Below are 23,329 nucleotides of genomic sequence, written 5' to 3'. Positions count from 1 at the left end.
TTTCCACGGCTACCGACCATTCGGCTTGGGTTAGGGCCATGAGCAATCGTTTGCCATACAGGCCGGTGTCTTCGGTGCAAATAATCGTATCCCCGGGATGACACCCCTGGGCGGACAACCACTGGTCGAGCCGGTCGAACCCATCGGAGTCGTTCCCACAGCACAGATGAGTCCCCGCCGGACGCAGCCAACAGTCCAGTTTTGCTTTTGAAATGTCAATACCTACGTAATAACAGATCGGGGCAAGACTTGTCGTATCCATGAATAATCACCATCTTTATATTGTTATAGGTATAATGACCAGCGTGGTATTACCGGACCTGACTCTGTTATTAGCTTGTAGCTAACTGGAATGCTATTTAGGTTTGAGTAATACCGGCGGCCGGAGGGGCTGATTCCCTCCTTGGAGTCTAAACTCCAGTGTACTCCTTAGCCTTTCTCCGGCCGGCTGGTATTTTTAAAATGACAAGATTATTGCCATTTGCAATAGGTTGGTAAGTCTAACAGAGTTGAACTCCCTTGGAGCTAAGTGGAACTAATGACAAACGTGCCAGGCACGTAATCAATCCGGCGGTGGGCTATTCTGTTTCTGAAAAACCTTCTCAAGCTTCAGTACACATTAGAGGTGTACTAAAGCTATTAGACGTATGTAATGCGTCTCTACAACCATATCTGAGATTATTTAAAACTTAACAATTCCCGGGCACTTTGTTCATTAAAGGAGTATCCTTGGCGCAGGGATGATTCCCACGCTTCCAAGACCTCATCGGGCGTCTGGGGTTGACGTCCGGTGAGTGAATAGTAGAAAAAATACATGCACGAGCGAGATTTGAAAGCCCACTACGCCGAAGAAGTTGGCTTCGTAGGGCAGGCGCTCGGGCCAGTAGGGACGTGTAGCCTCTCCCATTCGCCCGACTTCAACCCTAGAAGCCGGACGAAAGGTTAGATCTCTGGAACCCTATGTCCGCGTAGGGAGATGGTCTTTTACCTAAAGGGGGAAGCTTTAAAGAAGCCACAGAGCAGGCACAGAGAACCACGAAGAGAATCCTTTGCGCAATTCTGTGTCTTCTTTGTGGTTCTCTGCGGTACAGCCTGAGAAGGCAATCATTCTAAAAGGTTACGGCTATTCCTGCCTGCCAGTTTCGTCCCGGGGCGGGTTCATAATACCGTCCACCCTGGTTATTAATGGCTACCGATCCATTATATCGAACATCCAGCAGGTTATTAATATTAACAAACGGCTGAAGAGAGGTTGAGCTCCCTGTAAAGGAATAACGGTAACTTAATTCAAAATCAAGGACTCCATATGAATCATTCTTATTCTGGTTCAAATTATTAACCGCATAACTATCTGCAAATTCGTATGAAATAGAGGTTATTAGATTCTGTGGAGACCAGCTAAGCTTGGAGTGAAACCTAAAGTTGGGGATACCGGGCACATCTTTTCCAGACAATGAAGTGCTATCAAGGGTTTGGGCTTTCCTGAATGTTGCTCTCGTAAGGTTTGCCGTTGTTGATACCTGCCAGTCAGGATTAAATCGATAGCTCAGGCTTCCTTCGAGACCCGTATGTGCTGTTTCTCCCTGGTTTCGGTAATAGGTGGGGCCATCGGCCTGAAGCTGATAGGGGAAGAGCAGGTCGTAGATCCAGAGATGAAAGGCGGTAATATCATAGGTAAATTGCTGTGCAGATTGACTGCGAATTCCGGTTTCTATGCCTACCGTCTTTTCAGGCTGAAGGTTGGGGTTAAAGCCATTGCCCCCGCTGGGTCGATTGACCAGTTCTGTTGTTGTAGGCGCTTGAAAGGATGTACTCAGGTTGGTAAACAGAGTGTATGGACCCGGGCTATAGCTAAGCCCAATGCTGGGACTTACGGACTGAAAAGCGCGGGAGCTTGTTCGCCTCGTGGAAAGGGAATCCGTTGAGAAGCGAAGCCGATCATATCGTAAGCCTGCTGTAAAATTTAGGTCACCAACCTCGTACGTTCCGTTTACAAATAGGGCTTGGTTCCAGACTTGTTCCAGCTGATTAACCGTGGCTTGTCCCCGGACTGGCTGCCTATTTTCTCCTATATTCTCAAATTCTATACGATCGTCGTGCTGGATCTTCATTTCAGCTCCTCCCTGAAGGTGAAAGCGATTAAAACTTTTGTCGAGCGTGGCACGAAGTCCACCCGCCCAGCGATTGACCGTAATAATTCCAAAGGGCAGGGGATTGTTAAGATCTCTGTAGGTGCCATAACCGGTAATATTTAAGACGCCCGCTGAGGTATCAAGGATATAACTTAGCCCTGCCTGTCCCTGGGTAATCTGCTTGCCTGATCCTGCATTTACAAAATAATCTCGTGCTTTGGTGGGATTATTACTGGCATCTTCGGCTCCCAGGCTACTGGGATGTTGAGCTTCGGGCATATAGATAGAAGCAGCGCTATATTGGATACGGCTGCGATCGGTTAGCTGTAGGGAGCCGGTCAGCCCCGATCGCCATAAATTGGCTGAACTGTAATCCCGAAAGCCATCCGTAGCTAAATAGCTGGAATAGACATTGATATTGTGCTTGTCAGAGGTGATTGAAAATTCGGCCTCACCTTTTCCCAATCCATAGGAGCCAGCCATCGTGCGCAAGCGGGTATGAGTGCCTTTACTATAATTTGGGTCTGTTGATAAATAAAGTACTCCACCGCTGCTGTTACCCCAATAGGTGGCAGCGGGACCGCGAACCAGTTCTGCACGCCGAATAAAAGCCGGGTCAATAATATTAGTAATAGACTGCCCGTCAGCAATGGTCAGCGGTAAGCCGTTGAGCACAACTTGAATACCGCGAACGCCAAAAGCTGCCCGCCAACCCAAGCCGCGAATGGTCATTTGTTCTCCAAGGGCATAATTTTGCCGGTCATTAATCCATAATCCGGGGAGCCCATCGCCAATACTTTTTAGAGAAAGAGAGGATGAAGCATTAATGGACTCAACATTGCGGCTCGTTATACTTAGCGACAGCGGGGCATCAGTAGCACTGACGGTAGATCGAAGAGCCGTGACTTCGATAGGTTCAAGATCAATAGAAAGGCTATCCTGTTGTTGAGCCTGCAAAGGAGGGGCCACAAAGCATATAATTACCCCAAAATATAAAAAACATAAATATATCTTAATTTGTTCATAAGGCTTTGTGTATGTATTATCGGCAAATGGCTGAGACATTGTCTTTTATAAGTTATACTGTTTTATTAATTATGAAGTCGATATATATGGTAGTTATTGAGAATATAGATTAAACACTACCATATAAATTGCTGAGCCTTATGTGTCTATTTAAACATCTATAGTACAATATTTTCACCTCATTCATTTCAAAAAATATATGATTGGAGCTTCAATACAAACTAATTACCCATTGGTTTCGTAGCTACAATGTGATATATCCGGGAGATATATGGTTAAAATTTGAGGCCCGGGTATCGTTTCCATCCGAACAACAATTTACATATCATGAATTATAGCATTTTAGTTATTGATGATGACGAACCATTTCATATCTATACCAAAAAATTATTAGAGGAAGAATTTACCTCCTATCATGCTCGTGACGCGCAAGAGGGGGTTAATATTTTATCTCAAAACAGTATCAACCTGATTGTATGCGACCTGCATATGCCAGGCTTAAGTGGTCTTGAACTTTTAAAGTCTTTAAAAAAGGATGGGAGTAAAAAGCAAATACCGGTACTTATCGTGACGAACCTTCCTACCATTGAGAAGAAAGAACAAGCGCTTAGCTCTGGAGCAGCTGATATTATCGACAAATCGGAGGTAATTAATAATAAGAATACACTGTTGGATGCTATCCATCTAAAGCTCGTAACCGACTTATCGCTACCAGCAGGGACTATAGATATGAGCAAGAAAAAGAATAAGTTGGTCTCTAAATTAATGAAAACGGCCGTCAAGAAAGATTTTAATGCCACTGCACAGGTGCTTTGTAAGCAGTTAAAAGAGCGATTCGAGGTTGATTATTTGAGCTTGTGGTTGATGAATGGAGCCACCCTTAAGCTTATATGTAGCGCGGGCAATGTATCGCCCAAAAATGAAGAAAACCTGGCGATAGCGCCGGAGGCTATAAACGCTATTAAGACGAGCCGAAAGCCCTTTCTTACGAATAATGTCTTAAGTGCGGAAGAAGGCATTTTGAAAGAATTTTCGCAAAAAAACAACTTAACCTCAGAAATTGGGGCGCCTCTATTCTCTATAACAGAACGTAATTTGTTGATGAATGAGATGCATATACCCAAAGAAGCATCCATTTTTGGATTTGTTTCTCTAAAAAGAAATAAGCTTTTTACTACCGGCGAGTATAATATGATTTCTCGTCTTTTAATGCAGGCGGGATCTATTTTGTGGCGGCTATTTTCTAAATAGGAAAGATCTACAGCAGGTTGGTTCATGAAAAAAAATGCAGTGCTATTGGTTATCGAAGGCACTTACCCTTGGTATAGAGGTGGTGTCAGTGAATGGGTGCACCAGTACCTTCGATCCATCACAGCTAAATCGTTTAATATTTTGCAGGTGGCTACCGATCAATTTCGGGATATGACCATCGGGGAAGCCTTGTATAATGTGCCTTCACATGTAGACAAGTTTGAACGAATTCCACCGCCTGATTTAACCCAGCCATGGAAGAAGGAATCGAAACGATGGTTCAAGGAAGTTAAGGAACGTATTCATCCCTTGGTTGAGAATAGCGAAATTGTGCACATCGCTAATACCGGCACGGCTGGTTGGTTGGGCAAAGAGGTAGCCCAAAAATATAAAAAACCGCTTTTATTAACAGAGCACGCACTTTATTGGAAAGAGATAGCGATGGGCGCTATAGCGTTGGAGTGTGGGTATAAGATTCCACGTTCTTCAGTTGATAAACAACATTTAACCAATGTGTTTAGAAAAATAGCTGCAGAAATTTATGGAGAAGCTGATAAGGTAGTAAGCGTTTCAAGATGCAATGTGGAAGAGCAGCAAACTTTGGGGGCTCAAAATGTGGAGTACATCCCCAATGGAATATCCGCCAATTGGCTCCTCCGATCGGCCAAACAACGATCTCAAAAAATTACTATTGGATGGATTGGACGCTGTGCTGAAATGAAAAATCCCATGAAGTTTTTTGAGGTAATAGATTCATTTGAGACGGAAAACGTAGACAATGTCCAATTTTTGATGCTGAGCTGTGATGCTGATGAACCTAAACTCGAAAAAAAAGTAAAACACAGGGCCCAAAAGTATCCAAAACTCACATTTAAGTGGAACCGGTCCACCGAAAACTATATTGACCAAATGGATGCACTTTGTATAACCAGCCACAATGAATCCCAGCCACTGGTTCTTTTTGAGGCCCTCAGTAGAAAGGTGTTACCTATTGGCTGGCAGGCAGGAGATGTTACAGATCAATATGGCCTTATCCTGGAGAATGATATAGATACGAGGCAGCTTGTAAAGAAAGTAATGGCGTTATGGGAAACTCCCGAGCAATGGCAAGAAGAGGTACAGCAGCGCTTTCTGGAGGTCGAGAAGCACCATGTGTGGAATAAGGTTTTTGATCGCTACAAAGATATCTTCAGTACAATTATAAAGCATTGATAACTGTTGGAAGATAAACCTCTCATATTATTTCAAACGGAAGGCTCCTATCCCTATGCGAGTGGGGGTGTTTCAACGTGGTCTCACATCTTATGCAGTGAGCTGGAAGAGGAAGTCGATTTTATTATTATGGCTTTGACCGGTGCGCCCTTTGTGGAATCACGGTATCGGTTAACCTCCAATATTAAATCGATTATTCATGTGCCGCTCTGGGGGGTAGAAGAGCCTATCAGTCATTTTGAAGAAGAAGTACCTTTTTCTGAACATGTACTTAGGAAGTCGAGAACAGATCGAGAAGTTATAAAAGAGGTCTTTCTCCCCATGTTCCGGGATTTTGTACGCCGGCTGCTTAATCCCTTTCAAAGTGCCCGTGAGTTTGGAGAGCTGATCTATGGCTTCTGGAAATATTATCAGCATTATGATTACAAAAAAACGCTTTCAGATCCGTTGATTTGGACCGAGTTTAAGCGCCTTTTATCATCGGGTTATACACCGGATGAAGAATTGATTGAACAGGAGGGAGCGCGCATGCTGGATGTTACCTTTGGGATGCGCTGGTTATATCATTTTATGATGCCGTTGGCGGTTCCTCTGCCCAGGGTTAGTGCTACCCATTCAACCATTGCTGGTTTCCCCGCCATCGCTTCTTTAGCCGCTAAGTTTGAATATGGAACTCCTATGATTCTTACGGATCATGGGGTCTATATTCGTGAGCGATTAATCAATGTGAGCCAAGAGGATATGCCTTTTTTCTCCAAGAAGCTCCTCCTCGATATGGCAACCTATATCACGCGGGCTGTCTATCATTTTGCGGATTTGATTGCACCGGTTACATCCATTAATGCCAAGTGGGAGAAAGAATTTGAAGCGCCAGCTGAAAATATTCACCCCATTTATAACGGAGTAAACACCGATGTTTTTCGCCCTCGTTCTAAGCCTGAACACACTCAGGGGCAACCGACGGTGGTAGCTGCTGCCCAAGTATTTAAGTTGAAGGATATTGAGACGATGATACACTCTTGCGATCATGTGCGTCGGGAAATTCCTGATGTGCAATACATTCTCTATGGAAGCCTTGAAGTTGACAAAGAATATGCCCAAAAGTGCCAGGATTTGGTAGATGAACTTGGACTCGGAGATCATTTTACTTTCGGTGGATTCCATAATACACCCAACATGATTTTTAATGAAGGAGATATCTCAATTTTAAGCTCTATATCAGAAGGATTTCCATATACCGTCATTGAATCCATGAGTTGTGGTCGTCCCGTGGTAGCTACTGATGTCGGGGGCGTTAGCGAAGCTATAAAAGATTGTGGTGTTTTGTGTAAGCCACGTGACCCCAAGTCATTAGCGGATGGAGTTGTTAAGCTATTGAAGGACGATGATCTGCGCATTCGCCTCGGCAAGAAATCCAGAGAACGTATTTTGCTTAATTATACAACCTCGATGTCAGTGAATAGTTACCGGGATGTGTACAGGCAGTTTCATGAACAAAAAAATGAACCCTTGAAGAAGAAAATTGAGCTTGATTCGGTGGATCAAATGTTAAACTTTTTGGAGGTTCATGTCTAAACAAGCTGATACAGAAAACATAGCCATCGACTCCCTTGCTGAGTTAAAATCAGAAGTGTATGAGCTCACGGGAAATCCCATCAGTGTGTGGGCTGTAGCTGCCACTATTGAGTCTTTGGGTATAAGAGAGATTGACGCTCAGCAGGAATTTGGATATGAGTCCATCTTTGATCTTGCACAGGATATTTATGCCTCTTTAAAAGAGGAAGTTAAGGAGAGTGGAACATCAGAAACGGAATTTATAGTAGAAGAAGAACTTAGTCTGTTCAGCGGGTGGGACCAATTCAAGCTTTTTTTGAAATACTATTCACGAGGACTCCTTTTTTCATTACCTATGATGAGTCAAATTGCGGCCGTACTGTTGTTTCGTTATTCATTGTGGGCCTGGTTGGAATTTAATGAGGCACAAGCGACGGTTGTAGCCTTTGGTACTATTACCGCTTTTGTTATTACCGGGGGCTTTGTTCAGGTATTGGGTCGTTCTGTATCGAGTTATATGAGTAGCAAGAACTATTTCTTGGCTTTTGAGGCTACAAAAGAAATTATTAAGAAGGGAGTTTGGGCCATAGCAGGTGCTGTTATTCTGTTCTATGTGCTCAATATCATTATTCCATTTTACCCCAACCGAATGCTGATACTGGGGCTCATTTATATGGTATTGATTAGTCTGCTACTTTTGGGTTCATCCATTTTATATGCCTTGAAACGCCGCCTTTCTATCCTGGTCATTATTGTTGCGGGCACGGTGTTGGTTATATTCAATATGGATGTATTGAATATGGGAATTTATGTTTCACAGTGGACAGCAATGCTGGCCACAACGGCGCTATTAGCTGGTTATGCTGTATTTTATTTCAAATTTCAAATTCGTAACAAACAGCAAAATATAGTAGCGCAAACATTGCCAGAGCCCGAGGTGCGATATTATATCAACTTCCGGTACTTCCTCTATGGCTTAAGTTATTTCTTGTTTCTATTTCTTGATCGCATCTTGGCCTGGTCGGCCGGAGAAGTGCCGCCACCCTATATCATTTGGTTTAATACGCCCTATGAACTCGGTATGGATTGGGCACTTATAACTTTGGTCTTAAGTATTGCTGTATTGGAATATAGCGTTCATGCTTTTTCAAAGGCTTTAATTCCGCTACAAGAAAAGGCCAGTTTTAGCCAGCTGAAACAGTTTAATAAATATTTCAAACGGCTTTATCTTAAGCAGTTAATATTACTGACGGTAGTGGGCATCATTTCGATTGTGGTTACCTATTATGCTATCAACAGCTTGGTTGTGTTTGAAGATACAATTCCAGAGATACGGGACTTTTTTAATCATTTTATGACTACCAAAGTGTTCTGGATTGCAAGTATATCCTACCTTTTTCTAAATATAGGCCTATTGCATGCTTTATTCTTTTTTACCTTAAGTCGTCCCGCTTTTGCCATGTATTCACTATTGGCAGGATTGGTTGTAAATTTAGGAGTTGGCTATATCTGTAGCCGCATGATTGCTATTGAATACGCTACTATAGGTCTGCTGGCAGGTTCGATAGTATTTGCAGCAGTATCGGGAGCAATGGCACGCAAGCTTTTCAAAAGATTAGATTACTACTATTACTCAGCATTTTAAATAATAATACCTTATGCAAGACGTAACAAAATATGTACAAAGGATAGGGAGACGCCTTAGTGAAGCTTTTTCTTTTGAATCCTTTGATGTGGAGGATGAACTTGAATTTTGGAGACTTGCTTCAGAGCACCTGTCCAAAAGTAAATCCCCGGCATTTCGTGATATTGTCGATTGGGTAGATTCGCTCTATCACGCCCCGGCCCATTTTGTTTATGTTAAAACTTCGGAGCAAAAACTTGAGCTTTTTCGCCGGATGGTATTGCCAGAGAATCTGGAACACACTTTTAAAGAGGAGAAAACGAAGGGCAGTTCGAAAAGCCAGTCGGTAATGGCCTTAGAGCAACAATTAAATGACTTCCGACCGCTTATTCGGCTAACACCTGCTCTTAAAGACTATGGGTTTACCTCTTTTCCGTTGGGGCAATGCTATCATATTCCCCTTTACAAGGAAGAAGAGTTTTTTGGTATTTACTGCGTGGCGCCCTATGTCGAAAATCCGGAAGCCATGACACCTCGCCTGCCCATTGTAAGCCGCATTTTATCAACCTGGATTAGTCAGCATTACCAGGAAGAATACGCCAGAGAAGGATCGGTCAAGAAGGAAGTACAAACCGACCTTGGCAAACTATCTACAGGAAGTCTGAATTTTGAAGGATATGGAAAGTTTTTTCTAAATTATTTGACTAAAACAGAAGGTATTAAGGTCGCCGCCCTGGTCGAATTTGGACTTTCTGGCCAGGTTGTTGCGCAAAGAAATATAGATGATAGCCAGGCTTTTGAGGAAATAATTCAGAGCATTGAGTTGGAGGGGCTTTCTGCTATGGATATGGGGGACGAAATGAAACAGACTTTATCCCAAAGTGGCTTGCTGCCTCAGTACCTTCATATCCGACCGCTGAATACCGAAAAAAAGACCACCTTTTTGTTGATTGGAAGTGCAATAGAAGAAGACACTCAGTTTTTAGAACACCGCTCCATCAGTCGCATTTATGACATGCTCTCTACAGTGGCAAACTATCGAGAAAAAGGATTCGATTTAGCTGGTCAGCTGATCGACATGTACTATCATATGATTCGGGAGCTCGAAAAGAAAAAGGAACGCCATCGTTACCATACCGATCGTATGCTTAGCCTAACTTCCGTATTTGCTGATTACTATGGGATGTCTGGCTACGAGAAGTTGATTCTTGAGCAAACGGCAAAATTGCATGATATCGGCTATTTGAGTATAGATCTGACGGCTGATAAAAAGACGATGGGAGCCGAATTAGAGCATCCACTGCTTGGGGAACAATTGGTCAAGTATTTGCCCATTGATCAAGAAGTGGTGAAGGGGATTAAAACGCACCATGAGTGGGTCGATGGATCCGGTATTCCCGACAGGCTACAGGGAGAGGCAATATCATGGAGTGGTAAAATAGCCGGACTTTTTGAGTACTTGACAGAATTTATTGAGGCTCACCGGCATGATGAAAATAAAATGGGCAAAGAATGGCTTAAGGAACTTGAATCTGAATTAATTGACCGTACTGATATACAGTTCGATATGGTACTTATCCCAACGGTCATTGAAATGATTAACGACCTCGGATGGAATCAACTTTGCAAAATGGGAGAAGATGAATAGCTTACAGATACTCTTGTTGTTTATTGTATTCGTTAGTGTGGTCCATTGCACGGGTTCGGGACAGGTGAAAAAGGAAAAATGGGAACCCTTTGCAGTCAGCTATGAACGAATAGCAAATCTGGAAGAAGCTTCTGCAAAATATAACTTATTAATCGTTGAGCCCGACCAGTACTCCAAAGCAGAAACAGATTCTTTAAACAACCCTAAAAACCAATTAATCGCTTATATAACACTGGGTGAAGTAGACCGCAACCGATGGTATTATCCCTTGCTGGAAGAGCGGGGATTTTTGGGTGTCAATGAAAACTGGGACAGTCCTTATCTGAACTTGGCAGATTCAACCACGCGGTCTATCTTGCTGGATAAAGTAGTGCCTAACATCATGAGCAAAGGGTTCGACGGGTTATTTTTGGATACTGTGGATGATGTAGCTCCCTATACCGACCGTGCTCATCTGCAGCCCCAAATGGTGGATATTATTAGCCAAATCCATGCAAACTACCCGGATGCAATAATCATCCAGAATGCGGGTCTGTTCTTACTCGACAAAACAAAAGAGTTTATCGATGCCGTATTAATAGAAGACGTGGCTACCTCGTATGATTTTAAAAATCGGACCTATAATCTAAAAGAAAAGCAACAATATCATGAGAAGGTGCAGCAAATTGAGCAGCATACTAAGGCAATACAGAAACCTTTTCTGCTCGTAGATTTTGCTGAAGAAACATCACTAAAAGAGTTGGCAAAAAGTAGGCTGGATACCCTTCCGTACCCATATTTTATTAATACTATTGGGTTGAATGATATCAGTAAAAGTATCTCCAGCGGCTCTGTATTTAACACGAATTAGGTAAAATATATCGGATAGTGCAAATTTTTGTTGACTTCCCATACTGGATTGAAGCCCTCTTCGCGGCCGTTCGTGTAACCCTCTGTTTTATACTTCTGTTTGGATTTATTGCTCCGTTGTTTTTATCTCATATCAGAGAGTTGCCCATCATTGAAAAGCTGATTTATTCCTGGATAGGGCTGGGAGGGGTAATCATCTTTGCAGTATTCGTTTTGTCCGTTTTGCATCTGTACGATTTTATTGGCATGATGCTTACGTTAACCCTTATCCCTGTAATTATAAATTATTTGAGGAGTGATGAATCGAATGTCCTACAATATCTTAAACAGTGGGAGCTTCGCACAATTGTTAGCCACTTACAGGTTATTGAAGAGGAGGGGCGTGCAATATGGAACTGGCTAAAAACAAAGTTTACCATAAAAAAAGAGTGGGATTGGAAAAGGACCACCAGAGTGTCGGCCATTGTGGGCATTGCAATATCGGGTGGAATCATCCGTAGTATTCCAGCTCTTGAGCATGCAGCCCCCTTTAGCAGGGGATGGTTTATTCATTTAAATCGCATAAAAAACATTCGGCTGCAGGATTATTTCAGCGGCTCCCCCGATCCGGGGGGCATGCACTCTTTGGTGAGTGTATTTAGCATGCTTACCCAGGTAAGCCCGGAACTTATTCTGCATATATTGGGAGCACTATCCAGTTTTTTCCTTTGTATTATTATATACTGGAGTACGAAAGACATGATCAAGAACAGGTATCCATTGGCACCCATTTTTGGGATGGCCATTTATGCCCTGGCACCGATGCTTTTAATGCCTGTTTCACTGGACCAGCAGATAGAAGCAAGTAGCCTGGATCTGGCTCTCTGTTTTGCGTTTCCGACTATGACTATCTTCGTCCGGAATATACGGAGTGCATTTAAAAGCCCCTGGTTTTATGTGTTATCAGGTTTTGTAGCTACAGCCATGGTCAATTTATTTGTCGCCTTCGTTATTTTACTGCCGCTCATGTTATTGGGGTTAGCCAGCTTGCCCCGTCGCAGGTATTTACAATCCTTATATCGGGTAACAAGTTATTTGCTTACGATGACGGTGGTAGTGATAACTCCTTACCTGCTCGCTTGTTATGTCTATGATGTAAGGGTGCCAACATTTTTACTGAGCCAGCTATATAGTATTCAGGCCTACAGTTACTATCCATTTTTAGTTCTGCCACTGGATGAATTGAGTTCTGTTTACATGATTATTGCAGGTGGCTTGTGTATATTTTATTTGATCAGTGCGATGATAGATAAGAAAAAGTTTCACGATGAGGTTACCTTTTTAATTACCTTTTTAGTGCTTTCATTACCGTATACTTCTTTTGTGGATATTAGCAATATTATTTGGCTCGATATTGATCAGCTCAACGCTTTTTATGCCGTTATGATAGCTATGTTTGCCGGTATCCTTGTAGCTGCGGTATTGGAGATGGTTGATATGGTTTTTAATGTCAGTAAACAAGGCTTACTCATTTGCTCATGGATACTGTTATTTTCAACCATGGGGTACTTAATTTTTATGCAAAAGGGAGTCAAAATTAGCCGATCAAATCCAAATACTGTTCCGGATGGCTTTCTTAAAGCGTATTATCAAATTATAAATACACGCCTACCTTATTCATATGCCACGGTAGGTCCTAAGATTCAACGGATATTGGCTAAAAACCGGGATTACTTTATGGAATATGAGTTTTTCCTGAATGAGTACAGCGCTATTGATTCTCTTTACCGACAGCAGCTCCAGCTTCCTGAAATTGAACGAACCATCGAGGAAGTACCGCCTGCCTCTATCTTTGTATTAACAGAAAAGCCGCCTTATAATTCTATACAGCAGGGTATCTTATATGATTCGCCCTCTGTCATGCGGGATGTAGAGGAATGGCTGGCCAAATATAAGCAATTGCCAGGCAGGCAGGTAGAAGTTTTTTATTCTGATTCAACTACCACCGTTTATGAAATCATCAACAGACAAAATGAATCGAATATAGAAGACGTACTTTATAATATTTACCCTAGTGAAGACAGGAAAAACCTCTTTTATGAGTAATAACTCTTACTCCATTTGCCTATACCTACTTTTGGTTTTTCTTGTTTATGGATGTTCATGGGGCTGCTCATCTCAGCAGACCTATGAGCGGCAAAATGATGAGAAACCAGATCCACTTGCTTTACTCATAAAGCATCCGGGAGATAGTACATCAAACCAAATTAGTAGTCAGGTAACCCATACACTCAACTATGCGAGCATACCCTATGTTTCGCACGATTTAACTCTTCCACAAAAGGGGGTAAAGATTCCATCGACTGTTCAAATTATTTATTTGACCACAGACCAGGTGGAGCAGTTCAGTGACCAAGAGGTTGAGGATCTTGTTGAGTTTATCGCAGCGGGGAATCAGTTGGCTATTATGACGCCTCTTTATGACCATCGGTTTGCCTATATGATGGGGCTCAAAAAGGATTCAAATGATACCCTTGATACCACGGCTGAGGGATATAAATTTCATGCCAATATTTTTCCGGAGTATAAAAATGCGGTATTTAATCCATCCGGAACTTTTTTGCATAATGGTTTTGCTTCCAATCAGTTTATATCGCAAAAAAATGTCATCGCCACAGCTTCAAACGATTCGACCTATCCAGCAATCTTAGAACGGGAAATTGGCCAGGGCAGCAGCGTGTTTTTTAATACCCAGCATGTCATTGAAAAAGGGTACCGAGGCTTATTATTCTCTACAACTCTCAAAGCCCTGGAAGGCATCCCGTACCGCATAGCTAATGTAAGTAGTATCTTTTTGGATGACTTTCCTGCCCCGCTATACGATACTCAAATGCCCCCCATTGATGAGGAGTATGGAATAACACATGCTGATTTTGTGAAAAATGTATGGTGGCCAGAAATGCAGACGTTGGCTGATGAATTTGAAATAAGCTATACCGCCATGCTGGCCTTTAATTATAATGCCGTTGTTGTGCCGCCCTTTGATTTTGAGGAATGGGAGTCCAGTACAACCTGGATTGATAATGAACCTATTAATACCAGTGAATGGCTAGCCCGCGATGTTCGTGACAGCCGACATGAACTGGGTTTTCACGGCTATAACCACTTCTCATTGTGGCTCAAAGACTGGCGTAACCAACAGTATATGCAAACGGCTCTGCAGGCTGCTAAGAAGCGCTGGAAAATTGATAATCTTGGCAAATTTCCACGCACCTATGTTCCACCTACCAATCATATCGATTCTATAGGATTGTTTGCTTTAACGAAGACCATGCCCCAGATTAAGTATATGAGTTCGCTCTATATTGGAGATGTAGAAGAAGGTGAAGACCGCGAGTTTGGATGGGACCCACTGGCCCCTTCGTTATTTGACTATCCCCGGATTACCAGTGGATTTGTAAATAATGATGTTTCTAACTTCGATCAACATAGTCTCTATTTATACACCGGCATCTGGACCCATTTTCTTCACCCGGATGATGTATTCCAGGTAGAACAACGAGATGAAGATCAGTTTCGAAGTCGTAATCCATTGGGACTGGGCTGGCATAGCAATGATGAGCATGACTATGGTTTATATGAAGTGTTTAGAGAACGCCTTGTGGAAACGAAGGATCATTATCCTCATATACGATATGAAACGGCTTTAAATTCCGTGCCCATTGTTAAGAGGTGGCTTGCTACTGAGAGTCAGTACACCTTTAGCGATTCCACGCTCCAGGTACTTACATACTCCACGCAACCGGGCTTAGAAAAAAATGAGCAAAAGTTTTGGTTTGCCTATGTGGCACAAGAGCATGAGGCTTCTTTTATGCGGTCACTGGTAGCATCAGGTGTTGAATTTGCGAGCAGTCCTTTATGGAATGGGAAATTATATCAATTTACATCTGTGGCCGATTCTTTATCGGTGCCCAACCTACAGCAACAAGCTGATTCTGCCCAGATAACGCAAGCTCTTAAAGACTATCGCAATTATACCCACGGGGTAGAAGAATTATCGCAGGAGGCCAACAGTGGGGAATGGCGTGATACGCGTTTTCAGGATGCAACAGCTGCTCTGAAAAGAAATCCCGCTTCTACAAAATTGCAAGAACAAGTCATCGACTTAGCTGTTGAATTTGAGCGGGTGGATATGGCCATCGGCATTCTGGAGCAACGATTGTTGGATCAGCCACAGTGGAACACTGAAGACATTCAAAGGCTGTTAACCTACTATGGTTGGGAAGGGCAATCCCAACGGGCATTTACATTCCTGGAATCACTTTGGGCAAAGTATCCCAAAAAGTCTGTTCTTATGCTTAAGGATATGATGGTAGATCGATATGGCCTTCCAAGTGAAGAATTTCAACAGCAATGGACAAAACGGGCTTTAGCCTTAGATCCAGATAATAATGTACTCTTGGAAAAGATGGTCTTCCTCAACCAATCAACGGAGCAGTGGCCCGAGCAAAAAAAGTATTTACAGCAGCTCATTGACCTGAATCCAAGGTCAGATACGTTATACAATTATGCCTTGGGGCAGTCGATGGCCTATATCAATTACCGGGAAACGCTCGGGTGGCTACAGACATTTCCGGAGGCAGCTGAGGATCAGTTGAAGCCATTGGCTGACGATATTGCTTATATGTATGCCGATAACGGGGAATTGACTCGTGCTATCCTCTGGGCCCGGAAGTCGGATGAGATACCGCGAGTCACCGAACTTAACTGGCTGCTGCAGCAACAGCGCTATTATGACTTTATAACAAAGGGTGATAAGTATTTGAAGAAAGAGCCTGAAAATGATTCATTACGGGTATATGTGGGGCAGCAATTGGTATATGAGAACTTCCGCGACCAAGGTTTTAGCAGGCTCTACCCACTCTTTAAAGATGGGCAGACGCCTGAGCAAACAGAGAAGCTGGTTCATACGGAAATTGGGTATATGGACTATGGACAAAAGAAGCAGTTTTATAAAACTTACCCCAATTTCTTTTCGGACAGTTTGGCAACCGATTTGGAAACCACTTATCGAACTAATGAAGGTGTAAAAGTGGGGGGCACGGCTTCAATCGCCAGCGATAATTTTAATAATGAGGTTGCCACTCTGGGTTTGTTCACAGAATGGGGAAAGCGACCTAAAACAACGCATCGGCTTTCCCTGGATGATAAAATTGTGTCCTCCGACATTTTAGGGACGAACAACATCAATGAGCTCTATCATTTACGCTATCAGTACCAGCGTAGCTACCGGCAGCAGACTATGCAGTCGATGTTGGCAGGAGGGATATATGCTGATGAACAACAGCTACGGCCTGATATCGAAGCGGGTTTCTGGTTTACGGGAGATTCTTCCTACACTTCCACCCAGTTACAGTTTGAGCCTGTGTTTACCAATTCCGGCATCCAACAAAATATCAATAAACTCACGCTTTCTCTTTACAGAGAAGATTACTGGTTCCGGAGTAAATGGCTACAGACTGGTTTGTCACTTACAGCCAACTGGTATAGCGATCATGTATTCAGATACGAAGGACTGTCGCGTTTTTATTTAAACCTTCCCTTTTCAACAAACTATAGTAAGCTTAGACCTTTGATTGATGTATCATTTTCTGATGCTACTACCAGTTACCTGTCTGGGGTACCGTACTATACGCCCGATCAGTTATTTGTGAAAGGAGTAGGGATAGACTATAGCTATAAAGATGCGCTTTATAATCCGGATTTTTCGGCGGGAATTGAATTAGCCTTAAAGCATGGCAGCCGTGATGGAGCCTTTTTCTCAGGTTCCGCTCATTTATCAGCTCGCATCAACAAATTCTGGGAGTTATCGCTACAGGGAGACCTTTCCACCAGCAGTGTCTATAGATACAACAAGATAGGGTTAGGAATATCCTATACTTTACCCAAATCGTTGTCTGCTGATTAATTTTGGTTAAAATTGAGATATTTTTTGTCCGCTGGGTAACTGGTATTCCCCCAACAGCTGTGCCGTCAAACAGGAGTGGACTGGTAAAACGGTTACAACATCTCCTATCTGAAATTGCTCAAAGGACGCCGGTGAGCACTGGACGATACCGTGCTCTTGGGAGAGCCCGGCAAGATACGTTCCCTTATCAAGTTTTGACCATCCCTGGTCAGCGGGTTTTGCCACTAATCCATAATGTGCAATACCATCCATTTCGATCGATTCTTTTGAAAAATGGATAGCCCCGCCATAAATTGCTATCTGTCGGCGATCCGGGTATCGGTCAACGATAGGGCAGGCTACGGCTGTGGCAATATCGGAGGAGGCACAACTGCCAATTTGCGCCTGCATCAGATCATAGAACACGAAGTTGCCCGGACTGATAGCATCAATGCCGCTAAAGTCTGTGCCTTTGGAGCAACAGGGCGTATCGCCGATGCAAATTTCATATACATCAGCATTCATATTGAGGGCAGACTTCAAGGTATTGATTCGGTCCAGAACCGACTGGTGAATTCGCCGAATATCCTCAACAGATCGAGCACTATAGGAATGCCCCGGATGTGAATAAAAGCCTTTCCACTGAAGTACATCGGAATCTTCAAAAATGGCAATTAATTTTTCTATGCCCGTTATATTGGTCGTAGGTAAGCCCGTTCTTTCTGAACCGGTATCTAACTCTATGTAAACCGACACTGGGCTTGCCAGCTCCTTTTGCAACCGTTGAGCCGTCTCCGGAGCGTTGACCAAGAGCGTCAGGTCAACTTCTTCAGCAAGCTGATTGATTGCTTCCACCTCACGGAGATTACATGGAAACGCAATGGTGATATCGCTCCAGCCTTGCTGGGCAAAGAAGGAAGCCATAGTGACTGATGAGACGGTAATGGCTTCCACCCCGGCTTCTCTCAGCCATTCCCCAATGTCCGCGGATTGATGTGTTTTCATATGGGGTTTAAACTGCAGGCTATGGTGCTGGGCTTTTTCTACCATGCGTTGAATATTGGCCCTGCAGATATCTTCGTTAAGCAGCAGGGTAGGCTCGGTAATTTGGATCATAATTTTTGTATGCTATTAAATACTGTGAACATGCGTTTCGGAGGTTAAAATTGGAGACTCTTATCCCTAAATGCCTGCTTTAGGGATAGAGAGCAATTGGTGCGGTCTACTTAGCAAGTGGGCTGCACCTCGGAATAATTTGAGTTTCTCCTATGACTATCAATCTTGTTTTTTGGATCGATGGATAATGTAATAGTGTGCCTTTTGCCTCTAAACAGGTTATGAACGTCTTTTCAGCTTATGCTGGCCTAATCCATACTTTGAGCAACCTGGTTTACCTCCTCCCAGACTCGGAAAATATTGCCCGAGCATATTTTTTGAATGTCTTCTTCGCTGTATCCTCGGTCAAGTAGTTCATCCAGCAAGTTGGGATATTGGGAAGCATCTTTTAATCCCACGGGAAGCGTATTACCGACCCCATCGTAGTCGGAGCCGAGGCCAACATGGTCGATGCCCACCAAATCAACCACATGATCGATATGGTCAGCTACCTTTTGGACCGAACTGTACTGGAGATTTTCTTCGAAATACGTACTGCTGAATGCTTCTGCTTCTTTGCTGCCGGGCTCCAGGCCTTTTTCCTGAATTTTTTGCTCAATCTCAGCCCGTACTTTCTCTGAACTGTTGCTGGAGGCGCTATCCAGGAATGTAGATCCAAAGTTGATCATTATAACGCCACCATTTTCCGCTAAACGGCTAATGAGGGAGTCACTCATATTGCGTTCAAAACCAGGGGTGAAGTGTCGACAGGAGGAGTGGGTCGCTACAACCGGAGCTTCGGTCGTTTCCATGACGTCATAAAAAGCTTCGTCTGTAATGTGAGAGACATCCACCATAATACCTTGGTTGTTCATCTCTTGCACCACTTTGTGGCCAAAGTCACTGAGTCCATCGTGCCGGTCTTCAGACATATCATAGGAAGAGTCACTGATTTCATTATCCCTGGAATGCGCAAGTGTGATATAACGAATTCCACGATCATAAAAATATTTAACATTGGACAGTTCGGTGCCTATGGGGGCACCATTTTCCATACCCATAGGGAGGGATATCAGTTCTTTTTTAAACTGTTCTTTGATATCTTGCGGAGAGGTTGCTATAGCAAATTTTTCCGGATGATCCTCAGCGAGTCCATTAACGAGATCAATCAGGCTATCTGCTACGGCTTTTGCACCGCCGGTCTCTTGATATCGGGCAGGAATATAAATAGACATAAAAGGGGCATCGAGCCCGCCTTTTTTGGCCCGCTCATAGTCGAAATCACCCTCGTCAGTCCGTTGGGAAACATCTTCCCAATGACTTTTCAAGCGGTACGGAAGATCTACATGTCCATCTACAATGATAAACTTTTGCGCCAACTCAGAACCTGTGGAGGCTGCCTGACCCGCTTCTGCAGCTTCTTTTTCAGAAGATGTACATCCCACAGCGATCGTGGTGGCAAGAATAACTGAAAACAGTTTTTTTACAAAAGTCATTATAGAATTCTTTTTTGTTAAAAATTACTGTTATAGCTTCCGCAAATAATTGTTTCTTTGCAAATCTTATAAAACATTTTACAACAATTGATAGCTGAGTCTTTTATTCTTTAAGTAGATAAAGAAAGAGCATTATAATCTATTATCAATATAAAAGTGATTGGTCACATAGATATAATTTGTTCTTATCTGTCGGGATAGATTTTTATTTTAATAGCAGCAATGGTGCAGCTCCAATTGGGATGGATGGTACCTAAGCTCGCGCTCAATCTATAAATTCAATTAGATTTACAGGGACTAACATAGAATGTTAAAATTTCAGCACAGATTTTCTTTAATAAAACCAGGGTGGATGTTATTGCTCTTGTGTTTTTGGGGATGCCAGAGTTATAACTCCCCAAAGCAGGTAAGCCACAAACAGGCTGAGATAAATAAAATTCTATCCGGTATTTCAACGGATTCCATAGAAACAAACATACGTACTTTGGCCGGTTTTCATACCCGGCATACCATGTCGGATACTGTCAGCGACACTATGGGTATCGGAGCCGCACGCCGATGGATTTACAAGCAATTCCAGAAATACAGAGAGGCATCCGGTAACAGGCTGCAGGTATCCTATGATCGTTATGTTGAAAATGGAAATAGGCGGATAAGCGAACCGACTGAAATTGTAAATATTGTAGCTATGCTGCCGGGCACTCAACTCGAAAGTAAAGATCGAATGTACGTGGTAAGCGGACATTATGATTCCCGCGTTTCGGATATAATGAATGATACCAGCTATGCGCCCGGCGCCAATGACGACGCATCAGGCACAGCAGCGGTCATGGAGCTGGCCCGTGTAATGTCTGCCCATGAATTTGACGCTACTATTGTGTTTATGGCCGTAGCAGGTGAGGAGCAGGGCCTGTTAGGAGCAAGCCATTATGCCGAAGAGGCCAAAAATCAGCATTTGAATATTGCTGCAATGTTGACTAACGATATTATCGGCAACACTATTAAAAGTTCTGATGGTTCGGTTCACGATGATGAAGTAAGAGTTTTTGCCCAGGGCATCCCTCCTGAGGATACGCTATCCCGGTATCATCAGATGCTGCTTTATACGGGAGGTGAAAATGATACGCCAACCCGACAGCTGGGTCGTTTTATTCACCGGGTAGGACAAAAGTATCTGCCAGACTTTAATGTAAACGTCATTTATCGTAAAGACCGGTATTTGCGTGGTGGGGATCATTCAGCCTTCTTGGATCAGGGTTATCCGGCCGTTCGATTTAGTGAGCCGCATGAATATTATGAACGTCAGCATCAGGATGTACGAAAGGAAGAAGGCATACAGTATGGCGATTTGCCCAAATTTGTCGATTATCCATATGTAGCCAAAGTTACCAGACTTAATGCCGCTACACTAATGACGCTGGCTAATGCTCCGGCACGTCCTAAAAATGTAGGAATTGATGTTTCCAAATTGGAAAATAACAGTACCTTGTTGTGGGAAGCCAATGATGAGCCAGACATAAAGGGCTATGAAATAGTATGGAGAACCACCAATCAACCGTTTTGGGAACATGCTCAATTTGCTGGAGATACAACCCGCTATACCATTAAGGGCGTTTCAAAAGATAATTATTTGTTTGGGGTTCGTTCCGTTGACCAGTATGGCAACAAAAGTCCGGCGGTTTATCCACTGCCCGTAAGAGAATAGTTCTTAACTGGTTTTGACAGGTTGAACGGGAATGTTTTGGGATCTCAGAAAAGTCAAGACCTCTTGTAGTTTGGGTTTCTCAAAAAAAAGTGTTCGGCCACTATATTCGAAAAGGTTCAGGTCTTTATGTCCATCATTGAAGGCGACCTTTATCGTAGCCGACGGGGGATACAGAAAGGGAAACCAGTTAACAGGGGTATCCGTTGAAACAGTAAAATCATCTATAGAAGAGCATTCAAACTGTTCTTTTTGTACAACGTCATCGCCTTGGTGATAATTTACAAGCAAATGATCGCTACTGCTGCTTAGTGTAATGGTCAATGGGGTACCCATACTTTTGAGTAGCCCAAAAATGGATAACGAAAAAAATATAAAGGCGGCCAGTCTAAAAATTCCTATCCACAGAGGATCAGTTGCATTCCAAAAAATAATGCCCAACAGAACCGCAAGAAAGACAGATACATAAGTGCCGGTTTTCCAAATATGATGACGGTGTTCCTGAATAGTAATTGAGGTGCTCATAAGTTTGACCTGTTATCTGAAATACTAATAACCACGCTTTAATGATAGATGAAATAAAGGGATAATTAAAGAACTGCCAGAGGTATAATTTGGAAATAAGAATTTGGGCTGATAGATTACTAATATCAACCGGTTAAATAAGATAAGGACTAAACAAAAGGATTATGGGTAAGAAAAAGAAGAACTCACCACCTAAAAAAGAGATGTCAGAAGGGAAGGCCATTGCCATTTCGGTATTACTATTTACCGCCGGGGCTGTTGTTCTTGTGTATGCCATAAAGTTTTTAGTCAATTATTTCTTTCCGGGTTTTTAGAATATACGATGCTATGATTTGTAAAGGTTAGGTTAATATTAAGAATATTACGATTAGTTGATTCAGATATGATATATCGGTTTTTTTAGAAGTGCAATGATGATAGAGCCGCTAATATGACCCATGTTGTATTTTTGATTGGAGCGCTGGCTCTAATCACGAAAATCCATAATTCTATATAACCAAGATATTGACGACAGAGCCCCCCATAGCTGATAGATCATTATTCGTTAGTGGTAAATATGTTATTGAGCTGTCACAATCAGAAGAAGATATTCGCAAGGCCCAGTCTTTGCGTTACCAGGTGTTTAATATTGAACTTGACGAAGGGCTTGATACTTCTCATAATCAACAGCTGGATATTGACAAATATGACTCCCAATGTGATCATCTCCTGGTAATTGAGCGGGAAACCAATCAGGTTATTGGTACTTACCGAATGCAAACTTACAATCAGGCTCAGAGTTACCACGGGTTTTATACAGCCGAAGAGTTTTACCTGGATGGACTTCCACAGGAGATTTTAAAGAATGGGGTAGAAGTGGGGCGTGCTTGTATTCAGCAAAAGCACCGCAATGGGCGAGTATTATATTTACTGTGGAGGGGAATTGCAGAGTATATGAAGAGAAAATCATGCCGCTACCTCTTTGGATGCTGTTCGCTAAGCAACACCAATCCCCAAGAAGGGTGGCTTGCCATGGATTATTTAAAACACAACAATCACCTGCATAATGATTACTGTCTAGATGTAAAAGAGTCATATATTTGCCCCAAAGTCGACCGGGATGCCAACAGCTGGCAAGAAGTTACCCTTCCTCAACTGTTTCGTCTTTACTTAGATTTGGGAGCTAAGGTTCTTTCCGCCCCTGCACTTGATACTGAGTTTAAAACCATCGACTTTTTAGTTCTTGTTGACATAGAAAAACTGGATGAACGAACACGAGTACTGTTTTTTAAATAAGGCTTTTCTATCTT

16 protein-coding genes and 1 pseudogene are annotated in these 23,329 nt (G+C 42.8%); 11 read left to right on the top strand and 6 right to left on the bottom strand.

Annotation, left to right across the window (positions count from 1 at the left end; genetic code table 11):
* The 3 genes and pseudogenes from J6I44_RS15680 to J6I44_RS15670 form a co-directional block, all read right to left on the bottom strand.
* A pseudogene (locus J6I44_RS15680) lies at nt 1–262 on the bottom strand (hypothetical protein); the annotation flags it as partial.
* A gap of 416 nt (nt 263–678) precedes the next feature.
* Nucleotides 679–816 carry a hypothetical protein gene (locus J6I44_RS15675; protein WP_265767103.1) on the bottom strand — a complete coding sequence of 46 codons (138 nt, stop codon included), beginning with the start codon at nt 814–816 and terminating at the stop codon, nt 679–681.
* Nucleotides 817–1,109: 293 nt separating this feature from the next.
* Nucleotides 1,110–3,101, bottom strand: a complete 1,992-nt coding sequence (locus tag J6I44_RS15670; RefSeq protein WP_265767102.1) for a TonB-dependent receptor family protein — start codon at nt 3,099–3,101, stop codon at nt 1,110–1,112.
* 384 nt (nt 3,102–3,485) lie between these two features.
* Here J6I44_RS15670 and J6I44_RS15665 point away from each other — a divergent pair, with 384 nt between their 5' ends.
* The 8 genes from J6I44_RS15665 to J6I44_RS15630 are packed head-to-tail and all read left to right on the top strand — an operon-like array spanning nt 3,486 to nt 17,243.
* Nucleotides 3,486–4,409 (top strand): response regulator, encoded by a 924-nt coding sequence (locus J6I44_RS15665; RefSeq protein WP_265767101.1) that lies wholly within the window; start codon nt 3,486–3,488, stop codon nt 4,407–4,409.
* Between the two features lie 24 nt (nt 4,410–4,433).
* Nucleotides 4,434–5,621 carry a DUF3492 domain-containing protein gene (locus J6I44_RS15660; protein ID WP_265767100.1) on the top strand — a complete coding sequence of 396 codons (1,188 nt, stop codon included), beginning with the start codon at nt 4,434–4,436 and terminating at the stop codon, nt 5,619–5,621.
* A 6-nt stretch (nt 5,622–5,627) separates the two neighbouring features.
* Nucleotides 5,628–7,196: a GT4 family glycosyltransferase PelF gene (pelF, locus tag J6I44_RS15655; RefSeq protein WP_265767099.1), complete on the top strand. Its 1,569-nt coding sequence runs from the start codon at nt 5,628–5,630 to the stop codon at nt 7,194–7,196.
* Complete coding sequence (locus J6I44_RS15650; protein WP_265767098.1) at nt 7,189–8,820, top strand: hypothetical protein; 1,632 nt, start codon at nt 7,189–7,191, stop codon at nt 8,818–8,820. The genes pelF and J6I44_RS15650 overlap by 8 nt, the downstream gene beginning before the upstream one ends.
* Nucleotides 8,821–8,833: 13 nt before the next feature.
* Nucleotides 8,834–10,447 carry an HD-GYP domain-containing protein gene (locus J6I44_RS15645; protein WP_265767097.1) on the top strand — a complete coding sequence of 538 codons (1,614 nt, stop codon included), beginning with the start codon at nt 8,834–8,836 and terminating at the stop codon, nt 10,445–10,447.
* A complete protein-coding gene (locus J6I44_RS15640) occupies nt 10,440–11,297 on the top strand; it encodes a glycoside hydrolase family 191 protein (protein ID WP_265767096.1) in 858 nt (285 codons plus the stop codon). The genes J6I44_RS15645 and J6I44_RS15640 overlap by 8 nt, the downstream gene beginning before the upstream one ends.
* 17 nt (nt 11,298–11,314) lie before the next feature.
* A complete protein-coding gene (locus J6I44_RS15635) occupies nt 11,315–13,381 on the top strand; it encodes a hypothetical protein (protein ID WP_265767095.1) in 2,067 nt (688 codons plus the stop codon).
* The gene (locus tag J6I44_RS15630) at nt 13,374–17,243 is read left to right on the top strand and encodes a DUF2194 domain-containing protein (protein WP_265767094.1); all 3,870 of its coding nucleotides are present in this window, start codon (nt 13,374–13,376) and stop codon (nt 17,241–17,243) included. The genes J6I44_RS15635 and J6I44_RS15630 overlap by 8 nt, the downstream gene beginning before the upstream one ends.
* 6 nt (nt 17,244–17,249) lie before the next feature.
* On the opposite strand, the gene J6I44_RS15625 is transcribed toward J6I44_RS15630, so the two are convergent.
* Together J6I44_RS15625 and J6I44_RS15620 are read right to left on the bottom strand one after the other, a co-directional pair.
* Entirely contained in the window at nt 17,250–18,338 is a 1,089-nt protein-coding gene (locus J6I44_RS15625; RefSeq protein ID WP_265767093.1) for an alanine racemase, read from the bottom strand.
* A gap of 248 nt (nt 18,339–18,586) precedes the next feature.
* A complete protein-coding gene (locus J6I44_RS15620; RefSeq protein WP_265767092.1) occupies nt 18,587–19,813 on the bottom strand; it encodes a dipeptidase in 1,227 nt (408 codons plus the stop codon).
* A 352-nt stretch (nt 19,814–20,165) separates the two neighbouring features.
* On the opposite strand from J6I44_RS15620, the gene J6I44_RS15615 reads away from it, so the two are divergent.
* Nucleotides 20,166–21,518, top strand: a complete 1,353-nt coding sequence (locus J6I44_RS15615) for a M28 family metallopeptidase (RefSeq protein WP_265767091.1) — start codon at nt 20,166–20,168, stop codon at nt 21,516–21,518.
* 3 nt (nt 21,519–21,521) lie between these two features.
* On the opposite strand, the gene J6I44_RS15610 is transcribed toward J6I44_RS15615, so the two are convergent.
* A complete protein-coding gene (locus J6I44_RS15610) occupies nt 21,522–22,040 on the bottom strand; it encodes a hypothetical protein (protein ID WP_265767090.1) in 519 nt (172 codons plus the stop codon).
* Nucleotides 22,041–22,204: 164 nt separating this feature from the next.
* Here J6I44_RS15610 and J6I44_RS15605 point away from each other — a divergent pair, with 164 nt between their 5' ends.
* Together J6I44_RS15605 and J6I44_RS15600 are read left to right on the top strand one after the other, a co-directional pair.
* The gene (locus tag J6I44_RS15605; protein WP_265767089.1) at nt 22,205–22,354 is read left to right on the top strand and encodes a hypothetical protein; all 150 of its coding nucleotides are present in this window, start codon (nt 22,205–22,207) and stop codon (nt 22,352–22,354) included.
* A 190-nt stretch (nt 22,355–22,544) separates the two neighbouring features.
* Complete coding sequence (locus J6I44_RS15600; RefSeq protein WP_265767088.1) at nt 22,545–23,315, top strand: GNAT family N-acetyltransferase; 771 nt, start codon at nt 22,545–22,547, stop codon at nt 23,313–23,315.
* The last annotated feature ends 14 nt before the right edge of the window (nt 23,316–23,329 follow it).

Origin of the sequence: Fodinibius salsisoli (assembly GCF_026229185.1) — a bacterium.
Lineage (GTDB): Bacteria > Bacteroidota > Rhodothermia > Balneolales > Balneolaceae > Fodinibius > Fodinibius salsisoli.
Note: the sequence above shows the minus strand (reverse complement) of the source record. Positions and strands in the feature narration are given on the sequence as shown.